Raw genomic sequence first — 23,973 nt, forward strand, 5'->3', positions numbered from 1 at the left:
CCCCCCATCACCCCATTCCCCCATCTCCCCATCACCCCATCCCCCCATTCCCCCATCTCCCCATTCCCCCATCCCCCCATCCCCCCATCCCCCCACTCCCCCATTTTTAATTTTTAATTTTTAATTTTTAATTGAACACTATGGTATACAAAACCCTCTGTCCCTACTGTGGAGTCGGTTGCGGTCTCGAAGCTTCTCCTCCTGCTGTTCCTGGTAAAGCCACCAACCGAGACAAAGATGGTAATCCCATCTGGAAAGTTATGGGAGATAAATCCCATCCCTCTAGTCTTGGGAAAGTTTGTGTTAAAGGCGCAACTATTAGTGAATCTTTAGATAAAAATCGCCTCAAAACGCCCATGATGCGCGAGTCTTTAGATGAGCCATTTCGTAAAGTCACCTGGGATGAAGCGCTCCAGCGCATTGTGGGCAAAATTAAGACGACGCGCTTAGTTCAAGGCCCCCATGCTATTTGTATGTATGGGTCGGGACAGTTCCAAACGGAAGATTATTATATTGCCCAAAAGTTGCTCAAAGGTTGCCTGAAAACCAATAATTTTGATGCCAATTCGCGCTTGTGCATGTCTTCGGCAGTGTCGGGATATATCCAAAGTTTGGGTTCGGATGGCCCGCCCTGTTGCTATGATGATTTGGAACTCACCGATTGTGCGTTTTTAATTGGTACGAATACGGCGGAATGTCACCCAATTATTTTTAACCGCTTGCGGGTTTATCACAAGAAAAATAAAGAGGTGAAATTGATTGTGGTTGACCCGCGCAAGACGCAAACGGCAGAAGCGGCTGATTTGCATTTGGCGATTAAGCCGGGAACGGATATTGATTTAATGAATGGCATTGCCCATTTATTGCAGAAGTGGGGATTGATTGATTCCCTATTTATCGACGAACAAACCACGGGGTTTGTTGATTATGCTCAGGTTATCGAGTCTTATCCCCCGGAATTAGTGGCGCAAAATTGCGAGATTTCGGTGGAAGATTTGGAACAGGCTGCTCGCTGGTGGGGAGAGTCGAAGCGGGTGCTGTCTCTGTGGTCGATGGGGTTAAATCAGTCTTCGGAAGGGACGGCGAAGAATCGGACGTTGATTAATCTGCATTTAATGACCGGGAATATGGGTAAACCGGGAGCTGGCCCGTTTTCGCTTACGGGGCAACCGAATGCGATGGGTGGCCGGGAAGCGGGGGGACTGGCCCATATTTTGCCGGGGTATCGGTTGGTGAAGAATGAACAGCATCGCCGGGAGGTGGAGCAACTCTGGGGGTTAACTCCGGGTAGTATTCATCCTCAACCGGGGTTGTCTGCTTGGGAGATGATTCAGGGGTTGGAACAAGACCGGGTGGGGGTTTTGTGGATTGCGGCGACGAATCCGGCGGTGAGTATGCCGGATTTGGAGCGGACAAAGGCGGCGTTGTTGCGATCGCCTTTCACCATATACCAAGATGCATATTATCCCACAGAAACGGCCCAATATGCCCATGTGTTGCTGCCCGCAGCTCAGTGGAGCGAGAAGACGGGAACGATGACGAATTCGGAGCGCCGTGTGACGCTCTGTCCGGCGTTTCGACCGGCTCCGGGTTATGCGCGTCCCGACTGGGAAATTTTTGCCGAAGTGGGACGCAGATTAGGCTTTGAGCAGCAGTTTGATTTTGCAGATTCGGAAGCGGTGCGTAATGAATTTATCCAACTGACGGCGAATCGCCCCTGCGAACAGAGGGGAATTACTTACGAAAGATTACGCAATGAAGGGCCGCTGCAATGGCCTTGCACAGAAGGGGGAGAACCGCAAGCTCGCATGTATACGGATTTGCGTTTTAATACCCCTGATGGTCGGGCACGATTTGCTGCATTCCATTCGCGGGGACTGGCGGAACCGCCGGATGGCGAGTATCCGTTTGTACTGACGGTGGGACGGCTCTATGGCCATTGGCATACGTTAACCCGGACGGGTCGCATTGATAAGATTCAGAAGATGCATCCAGAAGCAGAGATTGAGGTTCATCCTTATGATGCGGAGCAGTTAGGGATTACGGAGGGGATGATGGTGGATGTGCGATCGCGGCGCGGCTGGTGTCGGTTTCCGGCGAAACTCACCAAAAATATTACTAAGGGAACCGTGTTTGCACCCATGCATTGGGGCGCTATGTGGGGCGATCGCACGGAAGCCAATATGTTAACCCATCCCGAAGCTTGCCCCAGTTCCGGACAACCGGAACTCAAAGCCTGCGCCGTCCAATTAATCCCCGTCTCTCCTGAAGCCTTATCCGCCAACTCTGAAGACTCAACCCTCGATATGTCCCAGTTAAATGCCCCAATAGTGACAAGTTAAAAAAATAGAATTTTCTGGCATTCCCCATTCCCCATTCCCCATTCCCCATTCCCTCGCGCTCCACTCTCTGACCATCTTTCCCTAATGCTCATCCAAAGGGTATCCTAGATGGTTTATTCCTCACATCCAGTTCAGACCATGAAACCCTATCTCGCAGCCGCTATCCAGATGACCAGTGAGCCAGATCTGGAGAACAATCTTAGCCAAGCGGAAGACCTCATTGACTTAGCCAAACGTCAAGGAGCAGAACTGATCGGCTTACCGGAAAACTTCTCCTTCATGGGCATTGAAGCGGAGAAAGTTGCCCAAGCCGGGGCGATCGCCGAACAAACTGAGAAATTTCTCAAAACTATGGCTCAACGGTTCCAAGTGACCCTCCTAGGAGGCGGATTTCCCATCCCGGTGAGCAGCGATAAAGTCCACAATACAGCCTTGTTGATTGACCCCAACGGTGAAGAGTTGGCCCGATACCAAAAAGTCCACTTGTTTGATGTCAACGTCCCTGACGGAAATACCTACCAAGAATCCTTAACTGTGCAAGCGGGAACCCAACTCCCCCCCATCTACGAATCAGAACACTTGGGTTGCTTAGGCTTATCTGTCTGTTATGATGTGCGCTTTCCGGAGTTGTACCGCTCCTTGTCCCAGCGAGGAGCAGAAGTTTTGTTTGTTCCGGCGGCGTTTACCGCTTATACCGGTAAAGATCATTGGCAAGTGTTGCTGCAAGCCAGAGCTATTGAAAATACCTGCTATTGTATCGCTCCTGCCCAAACCGGTTGCCATTACGCTCGGCGCAAAACCCATGGCCATGCCATGATTATCGACCCTTGGGGGATTATTCTCTCTGATGCAGGAGAAGAACCGGGAGTGGCGATCGCCGAAATTCATCCCGACCGTTTAGAACAAGTACGCCGACAAATGCCGAGCTTACATCATCGTGTATTCTAATCACAATCATGTGAAACTCTTACTTTCGTTTTTTTTCATATTTGCTTTACATTTGTAAAGAACCTGTACAGTAGACATCGATGAGTTAAATAACATAATGGTTGAAATACTCCCTTGGGTGTGTTCTCACACCCCAACCAGCCTCACCCCCTTGTTAGCCACAGCAACCGAAGCCGAAGCTCCCAGTGCTACCCTCGTCTTAGCTGGGGTTCTTCTGAGCCTCGTTACCATCTATCTTGCCAGTAAAATCGGTAGTGAATTATGCGCTCGCCTCGATTTACCTCCCGTCCTTGGAGAACTTTTAGGAGGGGTTGTCATTGGAGTTTCCGTCCTTAAATTACTGGTTTTTCCAGAAGGCGGAGCAGGTGCGGATGAATCCCTGATTGTTGCAGTGCTGGAAAAAACAGCCGGTTTAACCCCAGAAGCAGCCGATGGTGTTTTTCTGGCTCAAAGTGAAGTGATTTCCGTTTTATCAGAATTAGGGGTTATTTTTCTCCTGTTTCAAATTGGTTTAGAATCAGATTTAAAACAACTTATTGATGCCGGAGTCCAGTCAGCCTTAGTGGCCATTACTGGAGTTGTTGTCCCGTTTTTAACGGGTACATTAGGACTGATTTATTTTTTCCATGTGCCCAATATTCCCGCTATCTTTGCCGGTGCAGCCTTAACCGCCACCAGTATTGGAATTACAGCGAAAGTGCTGGCAGAAATTAAACGTTTGAATGACAAAGAAGGACAAATCATTATCGGTGCGGCTGTATTAGATGATATCCTCGGCATTATTATTCTGGCGATCGTCGCCTCTTTAGCAGAAAAAGGAGAAGTGGAAGTCTCCAGCATTATTTATCTGGTGATTAGTGCTGCGGCTTTCCTGATTGGTTCGATTATCTTGGGTCGCCTGGTCATGCCCTACTTTATGGGTTTACTGAATAAACTGACGACTCCAGGAACCCTCTTAATTGGTGGATTAATTATCGCCTTTATCTTTGCCTATATCGGTGCAGTTATTCAACTCGAAGCCATCTTAGGAGCCTTTACCGCCGGTCTAATTTTGGGAGAAACGGAAAAACATCGAGAACTGGAAGAATTAGTGGAACCCATCGGATTTATGCTCGTTCCCGTCTTCTTCGTCACCGTGGGGGCGCAAACCGATCTCTCGGTTCTCAACCCTGCGGTTCCCAGTAACCGGGAAGGCCTAATTATTGCTAGTTTCCTGGTGGTCGTGGCGATTATTGGTAAAGTAGTCAGTGGATTTACCCTCTTCGGTGGTGAACCGGTTAATCGGATTGCCGTTGGTGTGGGGATGATTCCACGGGGCGAAGTCGGATTAGTCTTTGCTGGAGTCGGTTCTGCCAGTGGTGTCCTACCTGAATCGTTGGATGCGGCGATTATTGTGATGGTCATTTTGACCACGTTTGTTGCGCCCCCCTTATTGCGAGTGGCGTTTCAACAATCAGAACCCTCAGAACCATCCAGTGGGGAACCGAGCAAAGAACCCGCAGCGATCGCCGAATCAGAATCGAGCAAATAATTCAGGCGATCGCCGCCCATCGGCATTACAATCAGCATTGAAACAACAATTATGGGGGTGCAATCATACCGTGAGAATCGCGATCTAATCGCGATCTTCACCGGGATTGCCCCCCATCTTTTTTTTGGTCAGCACTTGTAATATAGTGACTTGACTGTTACTTACAGACTCCTCCCAATCAACCGTCATGAAATTTAGTCACTCTTCTAGAGGCCCATCTGTGAAACTGCATTGGTTATTATCTAGCCTTTTAGGACTCTGGCTTTGGTCAGCTCCAGTCCAAGCAGCCAGTTTACAATATTGGCGGTTTGATGCCAGAAACAATCGTCTGGAATTTGCCACCAATGGTCGAGTTCAACCCAGCGCTCAACTGATTTTTAATCCCACCCGCTTAGTGATCGATCTGCCGGGAACCAGTTTGGGCAATCAAATTCGCTCCCAACTGGTCTCAACCCCAGGCATTAAACAAGTCAGAACCGGACAATTTGAGCGCAACACCACCCGCATCGTCATTGAATTAAACTCTGGCTACACCCTCGACCCCTCTCAAGTCAGATTTGTGGGAGATTCTCCTTCCCGATGGACGGTGCAACTGCCCCAACCCCAACGAGAGAGTAGCACCCCAACACGCTCCAATCCTCAGCCCACCTTAACTTCACCTCCTCCTTCTCGGCCGGTGGCTCAACAACCCTCTCCAAACCGCAGCACCACCGGAAATAAAATTGAAGCCGTTCGCATCACCGGTGATGGGTTTTTCATTCGCACCACCAACCAACCGGAAATTGCTAGGGTTGAGCGCTCTTCAGATCAGCGTCAAATTGAAATCGACCTTGAAGGGGTGAGTGTCCCCGATAATTTGAACCCCAGACGCTTAAATATTAATAGCCGAGGGGTCAATCAACTAATTCTCAGCCCCTTAGAGGGGGATGAGACGGGAACCCGCATTACTCTCAATGTCAACCCCAATAGTGCAGATTGGCAAGCCTTACCCAATCGTTTAGGGGTGGTGCTGATTCCCAGAGCGGGGAGTGGAACCGATGTGGCTAGTGCTAACCCTTGGCCGGCTGGTCGCGAGATTGAAGCCCCCGATCCCAATGTCCCCGATCCGAGTCAACCGCCCCTGATTCAGGCGATCGAGGTGTCTGGCAATAGCACGAATGCCCAATTGGTGATTCGTGCCAGTGGCCGAATGAATGCGGTGGGGGACTGGCCCAATGCTGCCGTCTATACCTTAAGATTATCTCCCGCTCGCTTAGGACAAAATCCGCCTCAGATGCCTACAGGGGGAAATAGTCCCTTTACCCGTTTTGATGTGCAACAAGCTGACGACCAAACGGTGGTGATTTCCATGACCCCTCGTTCTGGATTCACCTTGGGACAGATTAATCAACCGGGTTCTCAGGTGATTTCCCTATCCTTGGGGTCAGGTACGACTCCCCTGCCCCCCATTGCCACGACTCCTCCGCCCTCAGCCAACATTCCCATTCCGGTTCCTCGACCGGCGAATCCTCTCCCCCCTCAGCCCACGACTCCACCCCGTACCCAATGGCCCCTACCTACTCCAGGGCGCACGCCTAATTCTCGAATTCGGGTGGTGATCGATCCGGGTCATGGGGGCCGCGATCCCGGTGCAGTCGGCATTCGTGGACTGCGAGAAACGGACGTAGTTTTAGATATCTCTCGACAAGTGGCCGCCATTCTGCAACAAAATGGGGTGCAAGTGGTTTTAACCCGCGATCGCGAAGTAGAAATTGACCTGGCTCCTAGGGTGAATCTAGCTGAACGGGTCAACGCCAACCTCTTTGTTAGTATTCATGCCAATGCAATTAGTATGAGTCGCCCGGATGTCAATGGAGTGGAAACGTACTACTACAACAGTGGCCTTCGCCTAGCCCAGACGATTCAAGGTTCCATCCTCCGGAGCATACCGATGAGAGACCGGGGAGTAAAACGCGCTCGCTTTTACGTCCTGCGTAGAACTTCGATGCCCGCCGTATTAGTGGAAACGGGATTTGTAACCGGGGCCCAGGATGCTCCTAGGTTAATGAATCCGGCCTTTAGAAGTCAGATGGCTCAGGCGATCGCCAATGGAATTTTGCTGTACATCCGGCAATACTACTAGAGCTACGTTCGGAAAGTTTCACGCCCTCATCAGGGTTCATTTCCAAAGCTTAGGTAGTGAGTCGGAGCAGCAAGGGCGTATCACTATCATCAGCGAGGAAACGGCGTGAAACTTCATTGGCTTTTACCAGGTGTCTTAGGATTATGGCTGCTCTCATCTCCAGTCTATGCAGCCAGTTTAGAAAATTGGCGCTTTGATGCCAGAAACAATCGTTTAGAATTGACCACCGATACCAATGTCCAACCCAGAGCGCAGCTCATTTATGGGCCGACTCGTCTGGTGGTTGACTTACCCGGAATTCAGTTAGGGAGGGCCCTACGGGAGCAGTTGGTCAATACTCCTGGGATTGCCAAAGTCCGTACCGGGCAATTTAATTCTAATACCACTCGCTTAGTAGTGGAACTCAAACCCGGCTATACCATTGACCCCAATCAAGTGAAATTCCAAGGCATTTCCCCTCGTCGATGGGTAGTGCAAATTCCTAATCCTCAACGGGATCAAACACCGGTTACGCCTCCGGTGACCAATCCCCAACCGGCTCCCCCTAGCAGTGCTTCCTCGGTGGTCGAAGCCATTCGGGTAACTGGTGATGGCTTTTATTTACGGGTCAATGGCGAAAAACCTAACGTTAAGTCGGTCAGACGCACCTCAAATCAAGAGCAAATTACCATCGATTTTGAGGGGGTGACCTTAGCACCCGATTTACACCAAAGACCGTTACCGATTAATAGTCGAGGAGTACGGCAAATTCAGATGAGCCAACGGGAGGATTCCATTGTGCGGGTGACTCTAGATGTAACTGCCGCTAGTCCAGATTGGCAAGGGTTAACGAATAAATTTGGAGCAGTGATTATTCCTGTGTCTGGAAGTAGGGGTCGCATGGGTCAAGAGGCTCAACAACCTTGGCCCAGAAATCGGGAACTGGCCTCCGCTAATTCTTCTCTGGGCCCTTCTCCGAGTCAACCCCCCTCTTCTCCAACGCCTCAAGATGGAGTGGCAATTAATGTACCGCCACCGGCTAATCCTTTGCCTCCGACTCCTCCTCGTCCCCAACCTTTACCTCCTCCGACCACTAATCCTCGTCCGTCTACTCCGACTCCTCCCCGCAATTCTCGTATTCGGGTGGCTATTGACCCCGGCCATGGGGGCCGTGACCCTGGAGCGGTGGGGAATGGACTGCAAGAGAAACATATTGTCATGGATATCTCGAATCAAGTGGCGGCTATCTTGGAGCAAAATGGGGTGCAAGTGGTGATGACTCGTCGGGATGACCGGGAAATTGATTTAGCGCCTAGGGTGGCGACGGCCGAACGAGCGAATGCGACCCTATTTGTGAGCATTCATGCGAATGCAATTAGTATGAGCCGTCCAGAAGTGAATGGGTTGGAAACGTTTTACTATCAAACGGGTGAGCGTTTAGCTCGTGATATCCAGAATAGTATTCTGCAAACTTTAAATATTCGCGATCGCGGAGTGCGTCGTGCTAGATTTTATGTGCTGAGGAAAACATCCATGCCTTCTGTCTTGGTGGAAACTGGATTTATCACCGGTCGGGAAGATTCGGTTAAATTAGCGAATCCAGTTTTCCGTCGCCAGATGGCTCAAGGAATTGCCAATGGCATTCTGCGCCATATTCAGCAAAACTATTAGTGGGGGGAAGCACCCATTGCTAAACCCCATGGTGTGAGTGAGTGATTTGGAGTAAATACGAAGCATGACCATCAACCATTGGCCAATTGGGGTTTTTGATAGCGGTGTGGGTGGACTGACGGTTCTGAGCGAACTGTATCGTCAGCTTCCCCAAGAATCGATTATTTATTTTGGCGATACGGCGCGTTTGCCCTATGGTACGCGATCGCCCCAAGAGATTATTCAATTTGTCCGGGAAATTATCACCTGGATGGAACACCAACAGGTGAAAATGGTGGTGATGGCTTGTAATACCAGTAATGCATTGGCCTTAGAAGCCATGAGTGGCGAATTCTCGGTTCCTATCCTCGGATTGATCTTACCAGCCGCAAGAGCGGCTGTTTCTGTCGGTAAACGGATTGGAGTGATTGCTACTCCTGCTACTGCTGCGAGTCAAGCCTATCGCCAAGCCATGATTGAAGTCGATCCGACGGTTCAGGTTTGGCAAGTGGGATGTCCCGAATTTGTCCCTTTGATTGAACAAAATCGGATTAACGATCCCTATACTTATGAGGTGGCCCGCTCCTATTTGCAACCTCTCCTGCAACAAAATATAGATACCCTGGTTTATGGCTGTACTCACTACCCGCTTTTAGATTCGGTGATTCGTCAACTGTTGCCCAAAACGGTACAAATTATTAATCCAGCCGTTCATGTGGTTCAATCTACGGCACAAGAGCTAGATTTGCTGGGTTTGCGCCATACCTGTGCGCCTAAACCGACATACTTTTGTGTCAGTGGTTCGGCTCAACAGTTTAGGAGTCGTTCTTTGGGTTGGTTAGGACATACTCCCCAAGTTCAACAGGTGGATTTGAGTTATTTGCCCATGTCTAATTCTCTGGCTTCTTAATCTCATTTTAGATCGGTCAAGCTTTAATTGAGGTTCTATATCCCGTAGAACCTCAGTAGCTGTTTTTATAGATATAGCGCTTCGCGTGGCAAAAGGGTAATAGGAAAACCATTTTTCACGCTATAATGCCTATTTTCCAGGCTTTTTATAGGAATGCACTTTCAAGCAAAGCGCTGTATGATTACTCTTGACTGATTTATGGAGCATTTTCCGACTTGGGTGGCAGAAAACCCGATCGCCTCATTTACGCTGTTGCTGTTTGCCAGCTTAACGGTTCCTCCCCTAGTCGAGCGGCTGAAACTGCCGGGCCTGGTGGGTTTGCTCCTGGCTGGTGTCATTCTTGGCCCCTATGGTTTGCAACTGCTCGACCCGAAAACAGAAACCCTCAAACTCCTGTCGGACATTGGCAAAATCTACCTAATGTTTGTTGCTGGTCTAGAAATTGACCGTGCCGCCTTTCGTCAAACCCGCAACCGTTCCCTAAAGTTTGGCTTAACCACGTTTTTAGTCCCGTTAATTGCCGGAACCTTGGTGGGACAACTGTTTGGGTTTGGCTTAAATGCATCCCTACTGATTGGGTCGCTGTTAGCCTCCCATACCCTGTTAGCCTATCCCCTGATTCAACAATTTGGGGTCGTGCGAAATCCGGCGATCGCCGTTACTGTCGGCGCAACCATTTTCACCGACGTTAGCGCTCTCTTGGTTTTAGCCATTTGTGTCTCCATCCATCAAGGACAATTTTCATGGATGAGTTTAATCCTACAACTGGTTTCCCTGGCGATCTATGCCGCCGCCGTTCTCATCGGTTTAGATCGCCTCGGTCGGGAATATTTTGAACGGAGCGGAAATGAAGAAGGCAATCAATTTTTATTTGTGCTTGTGGCCCTGTTTTTAGCCTCAGTGGGCACACAAATTATTCAAATTGAAAACATCGTTGGTGCGTTTCTGGCTGGAGTTGCCATTAATGATGTTCTCGGCCACGGGCCGGTTAAAGAAAAGGTAGAATTTGTGGGGGCAGTTCTGTTTATTCCCTTCTTTTTTGTCAGTATGGGATTACTGATTGATATTCAGACTTTTCTCTACACTTTGGCCAATGAACCCATATTAGTGATGGCGATCGCGGGTTCTTTAATCGGTAGCAAATTTATTGCCGCTTGGATCGTTAAAGGTCTCGATCGCTACACTTGGATCGAAACCCTCACCATGTGGTCGCTCTCTTTACCGCAAGTTGCTGCCACCCTAGCGGCTGCCTTAGTGGGGTTTCAAGTGGGACTACTGACAGAAGCAGTGTTTAATAGCGTCATTGTGCTGATGTTGGTGACCTCGATCCTCGGCCCGGTGCTAACGGAACGCTTTGCCCAGCAGTTAACCCTTTCTGGGGATAAACCGACCTCCAGGGATGTCCAGAAGGATACTTTCTCTACGTCCCATCCCCTGGCGATCGTTGTACCGGTGACCAACCCCGCGACAGAACCGAATCTGATGGCGATGGCTAGTTTACTGGTGCAACAGCAAGGGGGGCGGGTTATGCCCTTGGCGATCGCCCAAACCTCTAGCTCCCTCACCGATCCACGATTTCTAGAAACCTTATCCCAAAAGCGTTCTGTCCTCCAACACGCTGCCCAACATAGCTTAAACCTAGGCGTGGAAACCCGACCTTTACTCCGCATCGATCTCGATATTGCTCTCGGTATTTGTCATGCTGCCAAAGAACAGGAAGCCGATTTGGTCTTAATGGGGTATGGTGACATTACCACCCTACAAGCTCGTTTATTGGGCAATATCATCGATCAAGTCTTTCAAGGTAGCCCCTGTCCTGTAGCAGTGATGCGACTGTTAGCTTCTCCCAGTGAACTTACTCGCATTCTGGTGTTTATCTGGGATGCCTCGCCTGATACCCTGAGATTAATCGCTTTTGCCCAGTCCATTGCTACAGCCAATCAAGGAACCGTTACCCTCAAATATCTGATTTCTCCTACCACTTCCCCAGAGAAACAAGCAGAATTGGAGCTACAGCTACAGCAAAATCTGGGATTCGAGTTTCAAGACCGACCACTGATTCTGAATATTGAGGCGATCGCCAATACCCATCCAGCAACAGTGATTTTAGAAACCGCCCGAAACGTTGACTTAATGATTCTCAATGCCAGAGATATCCATCCGGGCAAAGGATTAATTCTCAATGATTGGGCAACTCCCATCATTCAGGGAATTAACTGTTCCATGATATTAGTATCTGTTCCTAATTAGATTCTATATAGATTGCTATCGAGAAAGGGCGAATTTAAAAATCATCATCATCAAATTTGAGCATTTCCATTTCAGACTGTAGCTCCATAAAATAGGAACTTTGAGTAATTTCTTTCACTTGGTGATCGCGCTTTTGCTGATCGATCTCGATTCGTAGTTCGGCTACCTGACGCTTCAAGTCGTCTTCTTCCTGTTTTCGTTTGGTAATTTCCTGAACAATTCCTTCATAGTAGAGGACATTTCCTGCGCCATCATGCACCGCTCGTGTATGTTCAGAAAGCCATATTTTCTGACCATCCCGACGATACACTTCATATTGCCAATCCTGAATGGCTCCATCGGTTTGCATCTTGTCCTGAAACCAATACCGGTCTTTAGCATTCACATAAATTTGTTTTTCTATTTGATTGATACTATCGATCATTTCTTGGGGCGAATCATACCCATAAATTCGGGCCATGGCCGGATTAACACTCATATATCGGCCTTCTGGAGTCGATTGGAAAATTCCTTCTAGAGCATTTTCAAAAATACTGCGATAATTTTCTTCGGTAATGCGTAGGGCTTCTTCTGCTTCTTTGCGTTGGGTAATATCTAATCCGACTGTCACAATGGCTTGACCTTGATTATACTTTTGACCTGCCATCAAAATATATTGTTTTTCCCCCAATACTTCTAGGCTCAGTTCCTCAGAAATACTGGTTTCTGGACTGGTAAGAAAGCGATTGATAAAATCTTCAAAGTTTCCCTGTTGTCCAAGAAAACCGATTTCTTGGTTCATGAAGTCTTCAACGGGTAACCCCACCCGTTCAGCTAAGTAAGAATTGACTCCTAGATAATACCCATCGCAACTCACCCAAGACACCGATCCGGGGATGGCATCTAATACGGCTTGTAGTTGCTCTTTGGCGTAGTTGAGGTCAGCTTGGGCTTGTTTGAGGGTGTGAATATCGGAGAGGGCCCACAAAATAGTTTCTTGTCCTTGATACTTTAAGGGATGCAGAGAGGCGTTGACCCAAAATTCTTGGCGATCGCCAGTACAACACAATAACTCCGACCCCTTAATTTCCCCTTCTTGGGCAAAGGTTTCTAACAAATGCAGATAATCTTGTTGATGGTAACAAGAGTTGCCGATCGATTGACCTAGAAAATCTTGCTCTGAAGTTTGAAAATTTTTACACGCGGTTAAGTTCGTATACAAAATTTCACCATTATCGACTCTAGAAATTAAAACTGCGACCGGCATCGCTTCAGTAATGGCTTGAAACTGTTCTTCGGTTTCTCGCTTGGCCGCTTTGGCTTGATTTTTGAAATCATCCTCAATGTTAGAAGAATGGTCGGTTATGGTTTCGATGAGCAGTTCTAGATCGGCTTTTTCTTGCTTTACTTCTTTTAATTCCCGCCTTAAGTCCACCACCTCTTTAAACAGGTTTTCTCTGGGCCGGCGATCGAGGGAGTGAATATATTCCCGGATCACATCGGTTTTGGTACAATTGGTTTTCTGACAATAGGAATCTAGACTTATCAGCTCTTCTTCTGATAAAGCAATGGTTAATTCAGTTTTGGTCACGGTTCTCACTCCCCAGGTTTGGCTTTGCTCCAAAGCTTAACGTTATCTTAGATAGAGGTGGAAGTATAGCTAAATTCCTGATTATTCCCATTCATCTACAGAGTCTCCTCCAGAAATCCATTCTTGCAGATCTTTGTCTGCCGATCGCGCATTGAATAGGTGCAGGCCAAAGTCACGGGAGAGGTCTTCACAGACTTTAATCCCTCGCACACTATTGCCTTTGGCATCGAGTAAAGGGGAGAATGTGCCAATGCCTAATTTTCCAGGCACTACGGCAGTGATACCGCCACCGACTCCACTTTTGGCGGGAATACCGACTCGATACGTCCATTCTCCGGAGTAGTCATACATGCCACAGGTGAGCATTACGCTGATCACATCTTGAACATATTGACTGTCAATAGCTTGGACTCCGGTAATGGGATTGATGCCACCATTGGCTAGAGTCGCCCCCATAATGGCTAAATCATGGGCATTGACCATTATGGAGCATTGTTGAAAATAGAGGTCTAGGGTTTCTTCGATGCGATCGCTCATCATGCCGAAGTTGAGCATCAGATAGGCCATGGCGCGATTGCGGTTGCCTGTGCTTTTTTCGGATAGAAATACGGGCACATTCACGGATAGGGCGTTGCCGGTGTAGCGCTCAAACATATCGAGAATGCGCTTTAATCGTTCTGTTGCTCCGTTCCCTTTGATTAAGTCTGTGGTGGCGATCGCTCCGGCATTCACCATGGGATTATACGGCCGGTTGGTCGCTTCGTCCAAAACAATGGAATTAAAGGCCTCCCCTGTCGGTTCAACGCCCACTTTGCTATTCACATAGTCGCGCCCATTATCTTCTAATGCCAAGCCATAAACAAAGGCTTTTGAAATGGATTGAATGGTAAAGGATTGCTGACAATCCCCCACTTCAAACACTTGTCCATCTTGGGTGACTGCACAGACTCCAAACCAGTCCGGATTAGCTAGGGCTAATTCTGGGATATAGTCTGCCACAGCCCCCTCAGAGTTGCTCTGATGCTTTTCATGCAGCTCATTCAGATACTGCCGAAAGGGAGAAGCCACTGCCTGTATTGAGCTGGCTAGAGATTGTAATCCGCGATCGCTCATAATATTTTCTGACTACCAATTTTTAAGTATTCTTAAGGTTTAGCTCATAATCATTCGAGCCACGTTTTGGAATTCTTGACTAATCTTGTGGTCAGGATATCTCACACAAAACACCCCTTCACTCGCCAATTGCACAACATCTTCAGATAAGGGAAAAACTCCAGCTACAGGTTGGCCATAAGCTTCTTCAACCTTCTGTTTAAGCACATCTAAATTCAGGCTACTTAAGGCTTTATTGATTGTCAGTAACATGCGACGAACCTTTAAATGTTGTGCCACATCGACAGTAACCGCAGTTCCTTGATAATCCTGTTTATCTGGCCGTAAAATCAAGATCAAAATATGGGAAATAGCAATGGATAAAAAGGTCTCTTTAGATAAGCCAGGATGGGTGTCAATGAATAGGTAATCCAGTTTTAGATTTTTGACGAGCTTACGAAATCCATCATTGAGCAATTTCACATCATAGCCTTCACTCAAGATGCGGGATATATCATCTGGTTTTATGCTCGAAGGGACTAGAAATAGTTGACCTTCTCCTGTGAGTCCGACGGAATCACTCACGTCATAGGCTGCTTCTTCAATCCCGACTTCTCCCCACAAGTAATTATTGAGAGTTTTACCACTTTTTCCGGGTTCTTCTATACCTAACAAGTTATGAATTCCCGGAGAAGGAACATCGGTATCAACGATACCAACTCGCATTCCCTGCAAGGCCACTGTTGTTGCTAAATTAGCAGTGAAGTTTGATTTACCCGTGCCACCGCGATAGGAGTGAACCGAGACAACTTTAGGTTTTCTTTTCGGGGTCTCACCTGCACCTGTAGATTCCGCCATATTTTTCTAGGGTTTTAACTCGATTCTACTTTAAGGGTCTATTATAGGAGCCTAGATTTAAATTGTCTAGACGAAATTTAGTTAGGTCAAGGAGATTGTTGTCATAAAACGAACCTTAAACTTAATAGATGAGTTTATATACTTAGATGAGATTTTGGGCCTTTTTTACTGCATCTTCAACTAATAATTTGCGAATGCTGGGAGCGCGAAATCCAAAAACAATATCTTCTGGCTCGACTCCCCGTCGAAGTAAGTCGCGCTCGATATAAAATTCTGTACTATTGTGTTGAATCCAGATTTGATTTTCGATGATATCCAGATGCATAGCACAGCCATAGATCCGCGATTGATCTCGCCATTCATTGTGGATCACCATGTAGCGATCGCGGGGAATATCGAAAATAAACTGAGCCTGAGTATCATAGTTACAAAAGTCTTCGAGATACTCAGCAACAATTTGGCGATATCGATTTAGCTTATCCATCGATCAACCTCCTGGCGATGTGGGTTATAAAGAATTAGTCGCAGTTGATATCGTTCAATCACTATTCTAGCGGGTTCAAAACGCAGAAACATTATATACATCAACAAGACCATAACGTAACGGGTAGGGATCATGGGTAATTTGCCAACCCTCTTTTTCCAGCGCTATTTTAACTGTGTTATCAAATAAATCTTTAGCCATTACCCATTACCTAAGCAATAAACCTATCCCCAAATAAACCCTAAAGCGAATAGAAGTCCACTGAGGAAGTGAAAATTAACGGCGATAAACTTACAATTTTTTACTTGTTCCGGTTGGTCATGATAAGTTAGGACATGATGACACAGTTGGATGGCGACGGGGATACTGAGGAAACTGAGGGCTGTCCATTGGGGAAAGTAGCCTAGAATGATGAAAAGGGCGATCGCCACAAACACAGCGATACAAGCAGCCAACAACAGAATAGCGCCCTTTCTTGTCCCCATACGAACAATCGGAGAGCGTTTTCCCGCCGCGATATCGTCTTCTACTTGATGGAAATGGGAACAGAATAAAATAATACTGGTAGTAATGCCAATAATAATCGACGCTTTCAGGTTAGCCGTTGACCAAGCCAGGTTTTGGGAGTAATAAGCAGCACAGACGGCTAAGGGGCCGAAGGTAAAAAAACAGATGATTTCGCCCAAACCGAGATAGCCGAAACGAAATGGAGGCCCTTGATAGGTATAGCCGAGAAAAACCGCTAGGGCAATCAGTTCTAGAATCAGGGCATCCTGTTGCCACCAAGCAATCAAAATCAGTTCTAGAGCAGCTATGGCTAACAGAGCATTGGCAATCCAAAAGACTAAGCTTTTATTACCGGTTAAATTAACCACAGAATGATGTTTGTTCACATCGATGCCGGTTTCCGAGTCAAAGACATCATTGGTTAAATTCAGCCAGGCGACAATCAGAATAGCCGCCGTAATAAACAGGGTAAAAATTGACCAGTCGAAGACCCCGGTTTCCGCAAACGCCACGGCACTACCCACCCCAATGGGAATGACGGCAACACTGTACATGGGCGGCTTAATGGCAGCTAACCATAGCTTTCTTCGGGAAACAGGAAGGGTGGGCGTAGTCATGGAACAGGTTCAAGATTGAGAAGCGATCGGTTTCTAGAGTTTACCCTAAAAGGGTTGGCTGTTTGTCAAGCCAGATGGAGCGATCTCTCAAGTAAAAATCTCCAGTCTTTTACTATACCATAATTAGCGTATTACTGTATCTGCGAAAAATTGATATAATAAAAGTATATTTTCAATGGAAATGATTGTAATGGAAACTCAGTGGTATCTGTGCATGATTCAAAATTATCCTGAACATGAAGGCGAAGAGCTACAAAAGACGGACAATTTATCCATAACACAGCCTGATACTTTTGATGGATCTTGGTATGTGTGGTTACCCATTATTCCTCGTGCTGGGGATACATTGCAGTTTGCCGGTTGGCAAGTAGAAGTTTCTAGAGTAGTCTTGCAAACTGATTGGAGGAGCAAAACAGGAATTAAAGATGGCCCAGTCCTGTCAGCGGTCATTAGTATTCATGATAATGTAGTCTCAAAACTAATGGATACTGACTTTTCGATAGAGTCATTAAATAGTCAAGCACGTCATAAATGGGAGAAATTTGCTCGTCGTGGCCATGATATACAATATTTTGCATGGGAATTAAGGCATGAATCATATATAAAAAGCCAGGGAAATAAAGAAAATCTATTTTACTATCGTTGGCATACCAGAATACGGCCTATTGCTGGTGACATAATTGTAGTTATTAATAAACGTTGGCGTGTCAAATCTGTTGAACTGGCTAGTGCCTGTAAATATTATGATGGATCTTTATATCTTGAAGAAGAATTTTAGAGTGAATATATATGGTTATTAGTTATGTAAATTCCATAGAAGATTTGGATAAATTAGAAAAATATATACAAAACAAGTTCAAGAAGATAAAATTTGGAAACTTTTTATTTTCTCTACACCAACTAAAAAGACAGAATGCAAAAATTGAACCTTTTGTAGCTGCTGGAGCATCTTTGTTTGCTTGTCAATTTTGTTGCCCTAGTAAATCGTCTCAGAAAGTTATAAATTTAGATATCAGATCGTTAATTAATATTTGTAAAAATTACTATCTTGCTGATCCAATAACTTTGGATAGAAGCTTAGAAAAATATTTTCTAAGTTCCAATCCAGGGTTTCTGATGCTCAGGCTCGCCAGTCACCAGTTTCCATTCGAGCCAGATTATTTTGGTCAATTTTCACGTCCATCTTGGTTATTTACCAAAATGCCTAGTCAATTGGAAAATTCACTAGGCATTCAGAACTTTTATTTTGAAGACAAGTTTCAGTCCATTAACCAATGTTCTGTTATAGATTTTATCACTACTAGCTTTATTGCATGGGTTGGCTTACATCATAATTTTTCAATATCTCACGAATATTTTACTAAAGCTCGTAAACAAGGTATTAATTTACCCAATGATCGTGTAATTAGATCAATTATCAATACAATTTCGGCAGACAAATATAAACTAACTAAGCGCTATGAAGAACTTAAGAATAAGGATAGACGTTTTAGAATGTATGATTTCAATCCACTCTTGGAGTATCCAATTATAAAGCCATGTCAAGATAAACAATTTTCTACCAAAAACTTTCTACATGCTCCTATACCTGACTTGATTGTTTCACGTATTGGTACAGGTATTTTTTATCAAATGTTTAATGAATATGGCACAGAATTTTCTAAATACTTTGGTTATGTTTTTGAACACTATGTGGGAACAGTGTTGAAACACTCTACACCATCAAATACAGTGCTATCTGAAGCAGATGTTCGTCAAGTGTATCAAGGTAAATGCCCTGATTGGATTATAATTGATGGCTCAACTGTGATTCTATTTGAATGTAAAGCTACTCGATTTTCAAGAGAAGCACAAGCAATCGCTAGTGAAGATGCTGTTAATAAAAGTTTGAAGCAAGTTATCAAAGGATTAAAACAACTTCATAGCTTTATTCATAAAGGTTCTAAATGTCCAGCAATAAACCAGATGCTCAATTGTTGCAATACATTTAAACCGATTTTTGTATCACTAGAGCCACTATACTTAATCAACAGCAACTCTTTTCGAGAGCATATTAATAGTCTATTAAGAAATGAAAATATTACAAACTTTGAATGGATGATTCTATCTATTCAACAACTTGAACACTTACAACCACATATTGCATCTGGAGTGAGCATATCAGAAATTTTATATAACGTATATAATAAAGGATTTGATAATGTTATTCAAGATTTAGAGGCTAAAACAGGTAAAAGATTTGTTGATAGTTTTCTGTATTCAGAGCAAGAACAATTATATAAAAAACTCAATATTCTTCATTAACTCAATTTATATACTTAGTAGAGATGACTACGTTCGGATAAAAGTTTAATTTTGATAGAATTATAGATTGACTGTATACTTTAAGTATCCCATACTATAAATAATATCGTCACGGAAAACTTTGTAGGCATGAAACACAATAATCAAATCTTTACGGGTGATTGCCGAGAAGTCTTACGCCAATTCCCAGAACACTCTATTTCTGCATGTATTACAGATCCACCCTACAACTATGAGTTTATTGGGCATAAATGGGACGATCCAGAGATTAAACGACGACTTAATCGAGCCAAAAATAGTAGAACTCTGGTGAAAAATATTCCTTATGGAAGTGGTTTGGCTGGGGGAGTTCGGAATGCTCGATGGTACGAGCGAGTGAGGGAAAATATTCTCAATTATGAGCAATGGTGTTATGAATGGGCAATTGAAGTATTTCGAGTGTGTAAACCGGGTGCAATTGTTGCGGCGTTTAATAGCACTCGAACCATGGCTCATGTTCAAATCGCTCTGGAAAAAGCTGGTTTTTATGCACGAGATTGTCTCGTCTATCGCCGCTCTAGTGGGATTCCTAAAGGATTGAATCTCCAATCTAAACTCAAGCAAAAAGGGGTGGCTAATTCTCAAGAGTGGGAAGGCTGGCATAGTTGTTTAAGGAATGAATGGGAAGCGATTGTGGTGGTGCAAAAACCTCTGGTGAATAACTATGTGGAAACGCTGCTAGAATATGGAGTAGGCTTGTTTCATGCGATAAATGAAGATGGTTCATTTCAATCGAATATTTTAGAGGATATTCCACGAGAAAAGCCGATGGATTATAATGTCCATTGTACAGTCAAACCTTTAGCTCTGATGGAAAAGTTGATCGATCTTTTTGTTCCCCCTTCCTCTGAGCATATTGTGTTAGATCCTTTTGCGGGTTCTGGAACAACATTGGTCGCAGCGAAAAGACTGGGACGGAGTTATTTAGGGATTGAAATTGTTCCAGAGTATGTGGACATTATTGAAAAGCGTCTGGCAGAAACAGAATTTACATCAGAAAATCCACACTCTGCTGATGTTAAACCCGATCAATCTTATACGCAGATGCTTTTGCCCTTAGATACCCTTTCAGATCAAAACCGGTGAGTTCAGTCAGGTACTCAAATGTAGATTCTCCTGTGAAAATAGTCCACCCACTGGACTGACAGGCGCTGATAGCTGCGGGTAAATTATCCTCACGTACAATTAATAATGTGGGTTCATAATTTTGTTCTTTCAGGAGTCTGGCATAGGTTTTGAATTTCTTTAGTGTTCCAGAATCACCCGATCCGATGCGATACTTGGTGTCAATTGCCCGTTGACCAACAATTAAATCACAAGGTTCATCACCATTAAATTTTAAGGCTGGCGAAAAATAATCACAGGTTTGGCGACAAACTTCAATGACTAATTTTTGCCAACACATCCCTAACTCCCTACCCCAATATTGGCGATTTTGACGCTTTAATTCGGGAGTGATATCAAAGATGTCCATCAACAAGTCGGTTTCGTTGTTTTCATCTGTATAGACTTTTTTGGTGAAGGACTGATAATACTGCTGTAGGATCTGATCGAGTTGGCTTGAGTCAACCATAATTGAATAAAATTTTACTTTTTATTTTATCAAATATCCTGGGACTTGAGCGATCGCCAGAAACCCCATAATTAGCAGATTTCCTATCCTATAGATTCAGTGTTGACATCCGGCAATTTGCCGTATAGACTGGATTCATAAGGTTGTTACATTTATGGGTCTCACACTATGGCTACTAAAACTCATAAAACATCATCAGCACGGTTAGAAGCTCGTATCAGTCAGGAAACTAAGGCTCTGGTGCAAAAAGCGGCTGACTTAGAAGGACGAACGCTTACTGATTTTGTTGTTGCAAGTGTGCAAGCAGCCGCATACAAAGTTATTGAAGAACACCAAACTTTGAAGCTTAGTATTGAAGATAGTGAGGCTTTTGTAGATGCGATTCTCAATCCTCCGAAGCCGAATGAAGCTTTGAAATCGGCTGCTTTACGATACAAGCAAACGATGTCAGTTTAATGGTTCTCAAAATTAACCTTCTTGATAGTCGCAAGCACATCCGCTCAAGTTTTTGCTGTGGGCAAGAGAGTTTAGATACTTATATTCGTAAGCAAGCCTCTCAGGATCTCAAAAAACGGGTTTCAACTGTATTTGTTTTAACTGATGATCCTGACCTGAATGTTTTGGCATACTATACGCTTTCTTCTTACACGGTCAATGTTGCAGCTTTGGAGGAGAATGTTGCTAAACGATTACCCCGTTACCCAGTCTTACCTGCAACCCTATTAGGTCGTCTTGCTGTGGATAATGGGCAAAAAGGTAAACGGTTCGGTGAACTGCTATTGATAGATGCTCTTAAAAAGTCTTTAGATACAACGATGCAAGTTGCCTCTTTAGCTGTAATAGCAGAAGCTTTGGATGAAAGAGCGTCGAGTTTTTATAGAAAGTATGGATTTAGACCATTTAATCAGGAACCGATGAAACTGTATTTGCCGATGAAATCTATTGAAGAGCTTTGCGAAAATTTGGGAATTTAGGGGCGATCGCTATCTCTTTATTTCTGAGCTAAAATAGATCCCAAGGCGTGCCCTGACTCTGACAGCTTACATACTTTAGTACGAGAGGAACAGTAACACTGCCATGCAGTGGGTGTTTGGGAAACAGGATGCGAAGAACCCGACAGGTGGACATTAAAGGTAGTCATCCTTTAAAGAGTGTGTAATAACTCATCGGCGGAGTCCCTGGTGTACCTGAGTAAACACATTATGCTGTAAGCAACTTGCACGCCTTACCAATTAAAAATTAGAAATTAAAAATTAAAAATGGGTCTGGGTTGGGGGCGAGGTGGCTTGCTACAAGGGTAATATCGTGTTTTCATTGGAGATGCGAATAGGAAATCTCCCTATCTCCCCATCTCCCTATCCCCCCATCCCTGCACTATGCCGATTGATTTCCGTAACCTGAATATGCTTTGGGCTTCGATTTTGGTGGAAACCTTGGAGCGTTTGGGGTTAACTACGGTCATCATTTGTCCGGGATCTCGTTCGACTCCCTTAACGGTGGCTTTTGCGGCTCAAAGGGGGATTGAAGCGATACCGATTTTAGATGAGCGATCGGCGGCGTTTTTTGCCTTGGGACAGGCTAAAAAATCGGGCTTACCGGCGGCTTTAGTCTGCACTTCGGGAACGGCTGGGGCTAATTTTTATCCTGCGGTGATTGAAGCATCGGAGAGTCGAGTGCCTCTGATGGTGTTAACGACCGATCGCCCCCCGGAATTGCGCCAAACCCATGCCGGGCAAACCATTGACCAGGTGAAGCTCTACGGAAATTCCCCCACTTGGCAAACGGAGCTATGTTTACCGGATGTGGATCATTTAGCCTATCTGCGCCAGGCGATCGCCTATGGATGGGAACGTACCTTAAGCCCCATTCCCGGCCCCGTCCATGTTAATCTTCCCTTTCGAGACCCCTTAGCGCCGCTTCTACAACTGGATCTGGGCATTCGGGAAGAGGAGTTTGATATCGATCGCTTCTTTGGGTTTTTAACCCCCCGCTCTGCCTCAGTATCGACCATCGAAATAACACCGGAAGCTGTGCAAACCTGGTGCAAGGATCTGCGCTCTTCCCGTGGTCTCATTATCGCGGGAGTGGCTCAACCGCAGCATCCAGAAGCGTATGTAAAGGCGATCGCCCATTTAGCCAAAACCCTTAACTTTCCCGTCCTCACCGAGGGACTTTCCCCCGTTCGCAACTATGCCCATCTCAATCCTCATATTATCTCCACCTATGACCTAATTCTTCGTAATCCTGAAATTGCCCAAGAATTATCCGCCGATGTCGTCATTCAAATTGGCGATTTTCCCACCAGCAAAGTGTTGAGACAATGGCTCAAAGAAGGTAACCCTCGCCAATGGATTATCGATCCCACCTATCAAAATCTTGACCCCCTGCACAATTCAACCCAATTTTGGCGCTGTTCCATTGAACAACTCTCCCGATTTCTCCCAGAACCCCCTTCTGAAGCCAATTCCTATTTAGAGCGCTGGTGTGCCTTAGAGCATGGGGGGCGATCGCACCTCGATCGAGTCTTAGACAAAATAGAAGATTTATTTGAACCCAAAGCCGCCTGGTTACTCTCCCAAATTCTGCCCGAACATACGCCCGTCTTCATTTCTAATAGTATGCCCGTGCGGGATGTGGAATGGTTTTGGACTCCCAATACCCTCCAACTCCATCCCTATTTTAATCGCGGAGCCAATGGCATTGATGGCATTCTCTCCACTGCTTTGGGAATAGCCCACCGTCATCAAAAACCGAGCGTTTTACTCACCGGAGATTTAGCCCTTTTACATGATACCAATGGCTTTTTAGTGCGTCGCTATTTCCAAGGGCATTTAACCATTGTTTTAATCAACAATAATGGAGGCGGAATTTTTGAACATTTACCGATCGCCGAATATAATCCCCCCTTTGAAGAGTTTTTTGGTACGCCTCAATCGATTAATTTTGCCCACTTATGCCAAACTTATGAGATTGAGCATCATCAGATTGAAACTTGGCAGCAGTTCCGGCAGTATTTAGCCCAATTACCCCATCGGGGAATACGAGTATTAGAAATTAGGTGCGATCGCCATCTAGACAGTCAATCGCGCAAGCAAATCTTCAATAATTTACGCGCTTATACTTAGAAAATCCCAAGTTTTTCTATAATTAGCGTAAAGTAACGTACATAAAAACGCCCTATTGATCAATCTCGCTCA

Annotated in this window: 20 protein-coding genes; 13 read left to right on the top strand and 7 right to left on the bottom strand. The window is 45.4% G+C overall.

What is annotated here, in order from left to right; translation table 11 throughout:
- Positions 1 to 140: 140 nt before the first annotated feature.
- The 7 genes from PMG25_RS09865 (at position 141) to PMG25_RS09895 (ending at position 11,732) form a co-directional block, all read left to right on the top strand.
- Positions 141 to 2,342 carry a molybdopterin oxidoreductase family protein gene (locus PMG25_RS09865; RefSeq protein WP_283766729.1) on the top strand — a complete coding sequence of 734 codons (2,202 nt, stop codon included), beginning with the start codon at positions 141 to 143 and terminating at the stop codon, positions 2,340 to 2,342.
- Between the two features lie 138 nt (positions 2,343 to 2,480).
- The gene (locus tag PMG25_RS09870) at positions 2,481 to 3,290 is read left to right on the top strand and encodes a carbon-nitrogen hydrolase family protein (RefSeq protein ID WP_283766730.1); all 810 of its coding nucleotides are present in this window, start codon (positions 2,481 to 2,483) and stop codon (positions 3,288 to 3,290) included.
- 97 nt (positions 3,291 to 3,387) lie between these two features.
- A complete protein-coding gene (locus tag PMG25_RS09875; protein ID WP_283766731.1) occupies positions 3,388 to 4,821 on the top strand; it encodes a cation:proton antiporter in 1,434 nt (477 codons plus the stop codon).
- Between the two features lie 187 nt (positions 4,822 to 5,008).
- Entirely contained in the window at positions 5,009 to 6,943 is a 1,935-nt protein-coding gene (locus PMG25_RS09880; protein WP_283766732.1) for an N-acetylmuramoyl-L-alanine amidase, read from the top strand.
- A 105-nt stretch (positions 6,944 to 7,048) separates the two neighbouring features.
- A complete protein-coding gene (locus tag PMG25_RS09885; protein ID WP_283766733.1) occupies positions 7,049 to 8,593 on the top strand; it encodes an N-acetylmuramoyl-L-alanine amidase in 1,545 nt (514 codons plus the stop codon).
- A 64-nt stretch (positions 8,594 to 8,657) separates the two neighbouring features.
- Entirely contained in the window at positions 8,658 to 9,482 is an 825-nt protein-coding gene (murI, locus tag PMG25_RS09890) for a glutamate racemase (RefSeq protein WP_283766734.1), read from the top strand.
- 198 nt (positions 9,483 to 9,680) lie between these two features.
- On the top strand, positions 9,681 to 11,732 hold the full coding sequence (locus PMG25_RS09895) for a cation:proton antiporter domain-containing protein (RefSeq protein WP_283766735.1): 2,052 nt from the start codon (positions 9,681 to 9,683) through the stop codon (positions 11,730 to 11,732).
- A gap of 34 nt (positions 11,733 to 11,766) precedes the next feature.
- Here the strand turns inward: PMG25_RS09895 and PMG25_RS09900 are convergent, their stop codons facing one another.
- From PMG25_RS09900 to menA, 6 genes are all read right to left on the bottom strand, one after another.
- Positions 11,767 to 13,302: a PAS domain S-box protein gene (locus tag PMG25_RS09900; protein ID WP_283766736.1), complete on the bottom strand. Its 1,536-nt coding sequence runs from the start codon at positions 13,300 to 13,302 to the stop codon at positions 11,767 to 11,769.
- An 81-nt stretch (positions 13,303 to 13,383) separates the two neighbouring features.
- Positions 13,384 to 14,415: a glutaminase A gene (gene glsA, locus PMG25_RS09905; RefSeq protein WP_283766737.1), complete on the bottom strand. Its 1,032-nt coding sequence runs from the start codon at positions 14,413 to 14,415 to the stop codon at positions 13,384 to 13,386.
- 39 nt (positions 14,416 to 14,454) lie between these two features.
- Positions 14,455 to 15,252: a MinD/ParA family ATP-binding protein gene (locus tag PMG25_RS09910; RefSeq protein WP_283766738.1), complete on the bottom strand. Its 798-nt coding sequence runs from the start codon at positions 15,250 to 15,252 to the stop codon at positions 14,455 to 14,457.
- A gap of 142 nt (positions 15,253 to 15,394) precedes the next feature.
- Entirely contained in the window at positions 15,395 to 15,736 is a 342-nt protein-coding gene (locus PMG25_RS09915; protein ID WP_283766739.1) for an element excision factor XisI family protein, read from the bottom strand.
- A gap of 75 nt (positions 15,737 to 15,811) precedes the next feature.
- Positions 15,812 to 15,937, bottom strand: a complete 126-nt coding sequence (locus PMG25_RS09920) for an element excision factor XisH family protein (protein ID WP_283766740.1) — start codon at positions 15,935 to 15,937, stop codon at positions 15,812 to 15,814.
- Between the two features lie 23 nt (positions 15,938 to 15,960).
- On the bottom strand, positions 15,961 to 16,860 hold the full coding sequence (gene menA, locus PMG25_RS09925; RefSeq protein WP_283766741.1) for a 2-carboxy-1,4-naphthoquinone phytyltransferase: 900 nt from the start codon (positions 16,858 to 16,860) through the stop codon (positions 15,961 to 15,963).
- Positions 16,861 to 17,035: 175 nt separating this feature from the next.
- On the opposite strand from menA, the gene PMG25_RS09930 reads away from it, so the two are divergent.
- The 3 genes from PMG25_RS09930 (at position 17,036) to PMG25_RS09940 (ending at position 20,289) form a co-directional block, all read left to right on the top strand.
- Positions 17,036 to 17,638 (top strand): hypothetical protein, encoded by a 603-nt coding sequence (locus PMG25_RS09930; RefSeq protein ID WP_283766742.1) that lies wholly within the window; start codon positions 17,036 to 17,038, stop codon positions 17,636 to 17,638.
- A gap of 11 nt (positions 17,639 to 17,649) precedes the next feature.
- On the top strand, positions 17,650 to 19,164 hold the full coding sequence (locus tag PMG25_RS09935; protein ID WP_283766743.1) for a hypothetical protein: 1,515 nt from the start codon (positions 17,650 to 17,652) through the stop codon (positions 19,162 to 19,164).
- 129 nt (positions 19,165 to 19,293) lie between these two features.
- Entirely contained in the window at positions 19,294 to 20,289 is a 996-nt protein-coding gene (locus PMG25_RS09940; protein WP_283766744.1) for a DNA-methyltransferase, read from the top strand.
- On the opposite strand, the gene PMG25_RS09945 is transcribed toward PMG25_RS09940, so the two are convergent.
- On the bottom strand, positions 20,222 to 20,776 hold the full coding sequence (locus PMG25_RS09945; protein ID WP_283766745.1) for a hypothetical protein: 555 nt from the start codon (positions 20,774 to 20,776) through the stop codon (positions 20,222 to 20,224). The two genes, PMG25_RS09940 and PMG25_RS09945, sit on opposite strands and share 68 nt — an antisense overlap.
- A 168-nt stretch (positions 20,777 to 20,944) precedes the next feature.
- On the opposite strand from PMG25_RS09945, the gene PMG25_RS09950 reads away from it, so the two are divergent.
- The 3 genes from PMG25_RS09950 (at position 20,945) to menD (ending at position 23,901) form a co-directional block, all read left to right on the top strand.
- Positions 20,945 to 21,232, top strand: coding sequence for a type II toxin-antitoxin system TacA family antitoxin (locus tag PMG25_RS09950; protein WP_283766746.1), 288 nt, complete (start codon positions 20,945 to 20,947; stop codon positions 21,230 to 21,232).
- Positions 21,232 to 21,750, top strand: a complete 519-nt coding sequence (locus PMG25_RS09955; protein WP_283766747.1) for a GNAT family protein — start codon at positions 21,232 to 21,234, stop codon at positions 21,748 to 21,750. The genes PMG25_RS09950 and PMG25_RS09955 overlap by 1 nt, the downstream gene beginning before the upstream one ends.
- Before the next feature lie 402 nt (positions 21,751 to 22,152).
- Positions 22,153 to 23,901 carry a 2-succinyl-5-enolpyruvyl-6-hydroxy-3-cyclohexene-1-carboxylic-acid synthase gene (gene menD, locus PMG25_RS09960; RefSeq protein WP_283766748.1) on the top strand — a complete coding sequence of 583 codons (1,749 nt, stop codon included), beginning with the start codon at positions 22,153 to 22,155 and terminating at the stop codon, positions 23,899 to 23,901.
- Positions 23,902 to 23,973: the final 72 nt, after the last annotated feature.

This window comes from Roseofilum capinflatum BLCC-M114 (genome assembly GCF_030068505.1).
GTDB lineage: Bacteria > Cyanobacteriota > Cyanobacteriia > Cyanobacteriales > Desertifilaceae > Roseofilum > Roseofilum capinflatum.

Bases quoted from the DNA above. Each gene is read 5' to 3' on its own strand.
- PMG25_RS09950 (WP_283766746.1), top strand. From the start codon at position 20,945: ATGGCTACTAAAACTCATAAAACATCATCAGCACGGTTAGAAGCTCGT.
- PMG25_RS09930 (WP_283766742.1), top strand. From the start codon at position 17,036: ATGGAAATGATTGTAATGGAAACTCAGTGGTATCTGTGCATGATTCAA.
- PMG25_RS09945 (WP_283766745.1), bottom strand. From the start codon at position 20,776: ATGGTTGACTCAAGCCAACTCGATCAGATCCTACAGCAGTATTATCAG.
- PMG25_RS09870 (WP_283766730.1), top strand. From the start codon at position 2,481: ATGAAACCCTATCTCGCAGCCGCTATCCAGATGACCAGTGAGCCAGAT.
- PMG25_RS09865 (WP_283766729.1), top strand. From the start codon at position 141: ATGGTATACAAAACCCTCTGTCCCTACTGTGGAGTCGGTTGCGGTCTC.
- glsA (WP_283766737.1), bottom strand. From the start codon at position 14,415: ATGAGCGATCGCGGATTACAATCTCTAGCCAGCTCAATACAGGCAGTG.
- menD (WP_283766748.1), top strand. From the start codon at position 22,153: ATGCCGATTGATTTCCGTAACCTGAATATGCTTTGGGCTTCGATTTTG.
- murI (WP_283766734.1), top strand. From the start codon at position 8,658: ATGACCATCAACCATTGGCCAATTGGGGTTTTTGATAGCGGTGTGGGT.
- PMG25_RS09880 (WP_283766732.1), top strand. From the start codon at position 5,009: ATGAAATTTAGTCACTCTTCTAGAGGCCCATCTGTGAAACTGCATTGG.
- PMG25_RS09910 (WP_283766738.1), bottom strand. From the start codon at position 15,252: ATGGCGGAATCTACAGGTGCAGGTGAGACCCCGAAAAGAAAACCTAAA.
- menA (WP_283766741.1), bottom strand. From the start codon at position 16,860: ATGACTACGCCCACCCTTCCTGTTTCCCGAAGAAAGCTATGGTTAGCT.
- PMG25_RS09920 (WP_283766740.1), bottom strand. From the start codon at position 15,937: ATGGCTAAAGATTTATTTGATAACACAGTTAAAATAGCGCTGGAAAAA.
- PMG25_RS09940 (WP_283766744.1), top strand. From the start codon at position 19,294: ATGAAACACAATAATCAAATCTTTACGGGTGATTGCCGAGAAGTCTTA.
- PMG25_RS09935 (WP_283766743.1), top strand. From the start codon at position 17,650: ATGGTTATTAGTTATGTAAATTCCATAGAAGATTTGGATAAATTAGAA.
- PMG25_RS09915 (WP_283766739.1), bottom strand. From the start codon at position 15,736: ATGGATAAGCTAAATCGATATCGCCAAATTGTTGCTGAGTATCTCGAA.
- PMG25_RS09955 (WP_283766747.1), top strand. From the start codon at position 21,232: ATGGTTCTCAAAATTAACCTTCTTGATAGTCGCAAGCACATCCGCTCA.
- PMG25_RS09895 (WP_283766735.1), top strand. From the start codon at position 9,681: ATGGAGCATTTTCCGACTTGGGTGGCAGAAAACCCGATCGCCTCATTT.
- PMG25_RS09875 (WP_283766731.1), top strand. From the start codon at position 3,388: ATGGTTGAAATACTCCCTTGGGTGTGTTCTCACACCCCAACCAGCCTC.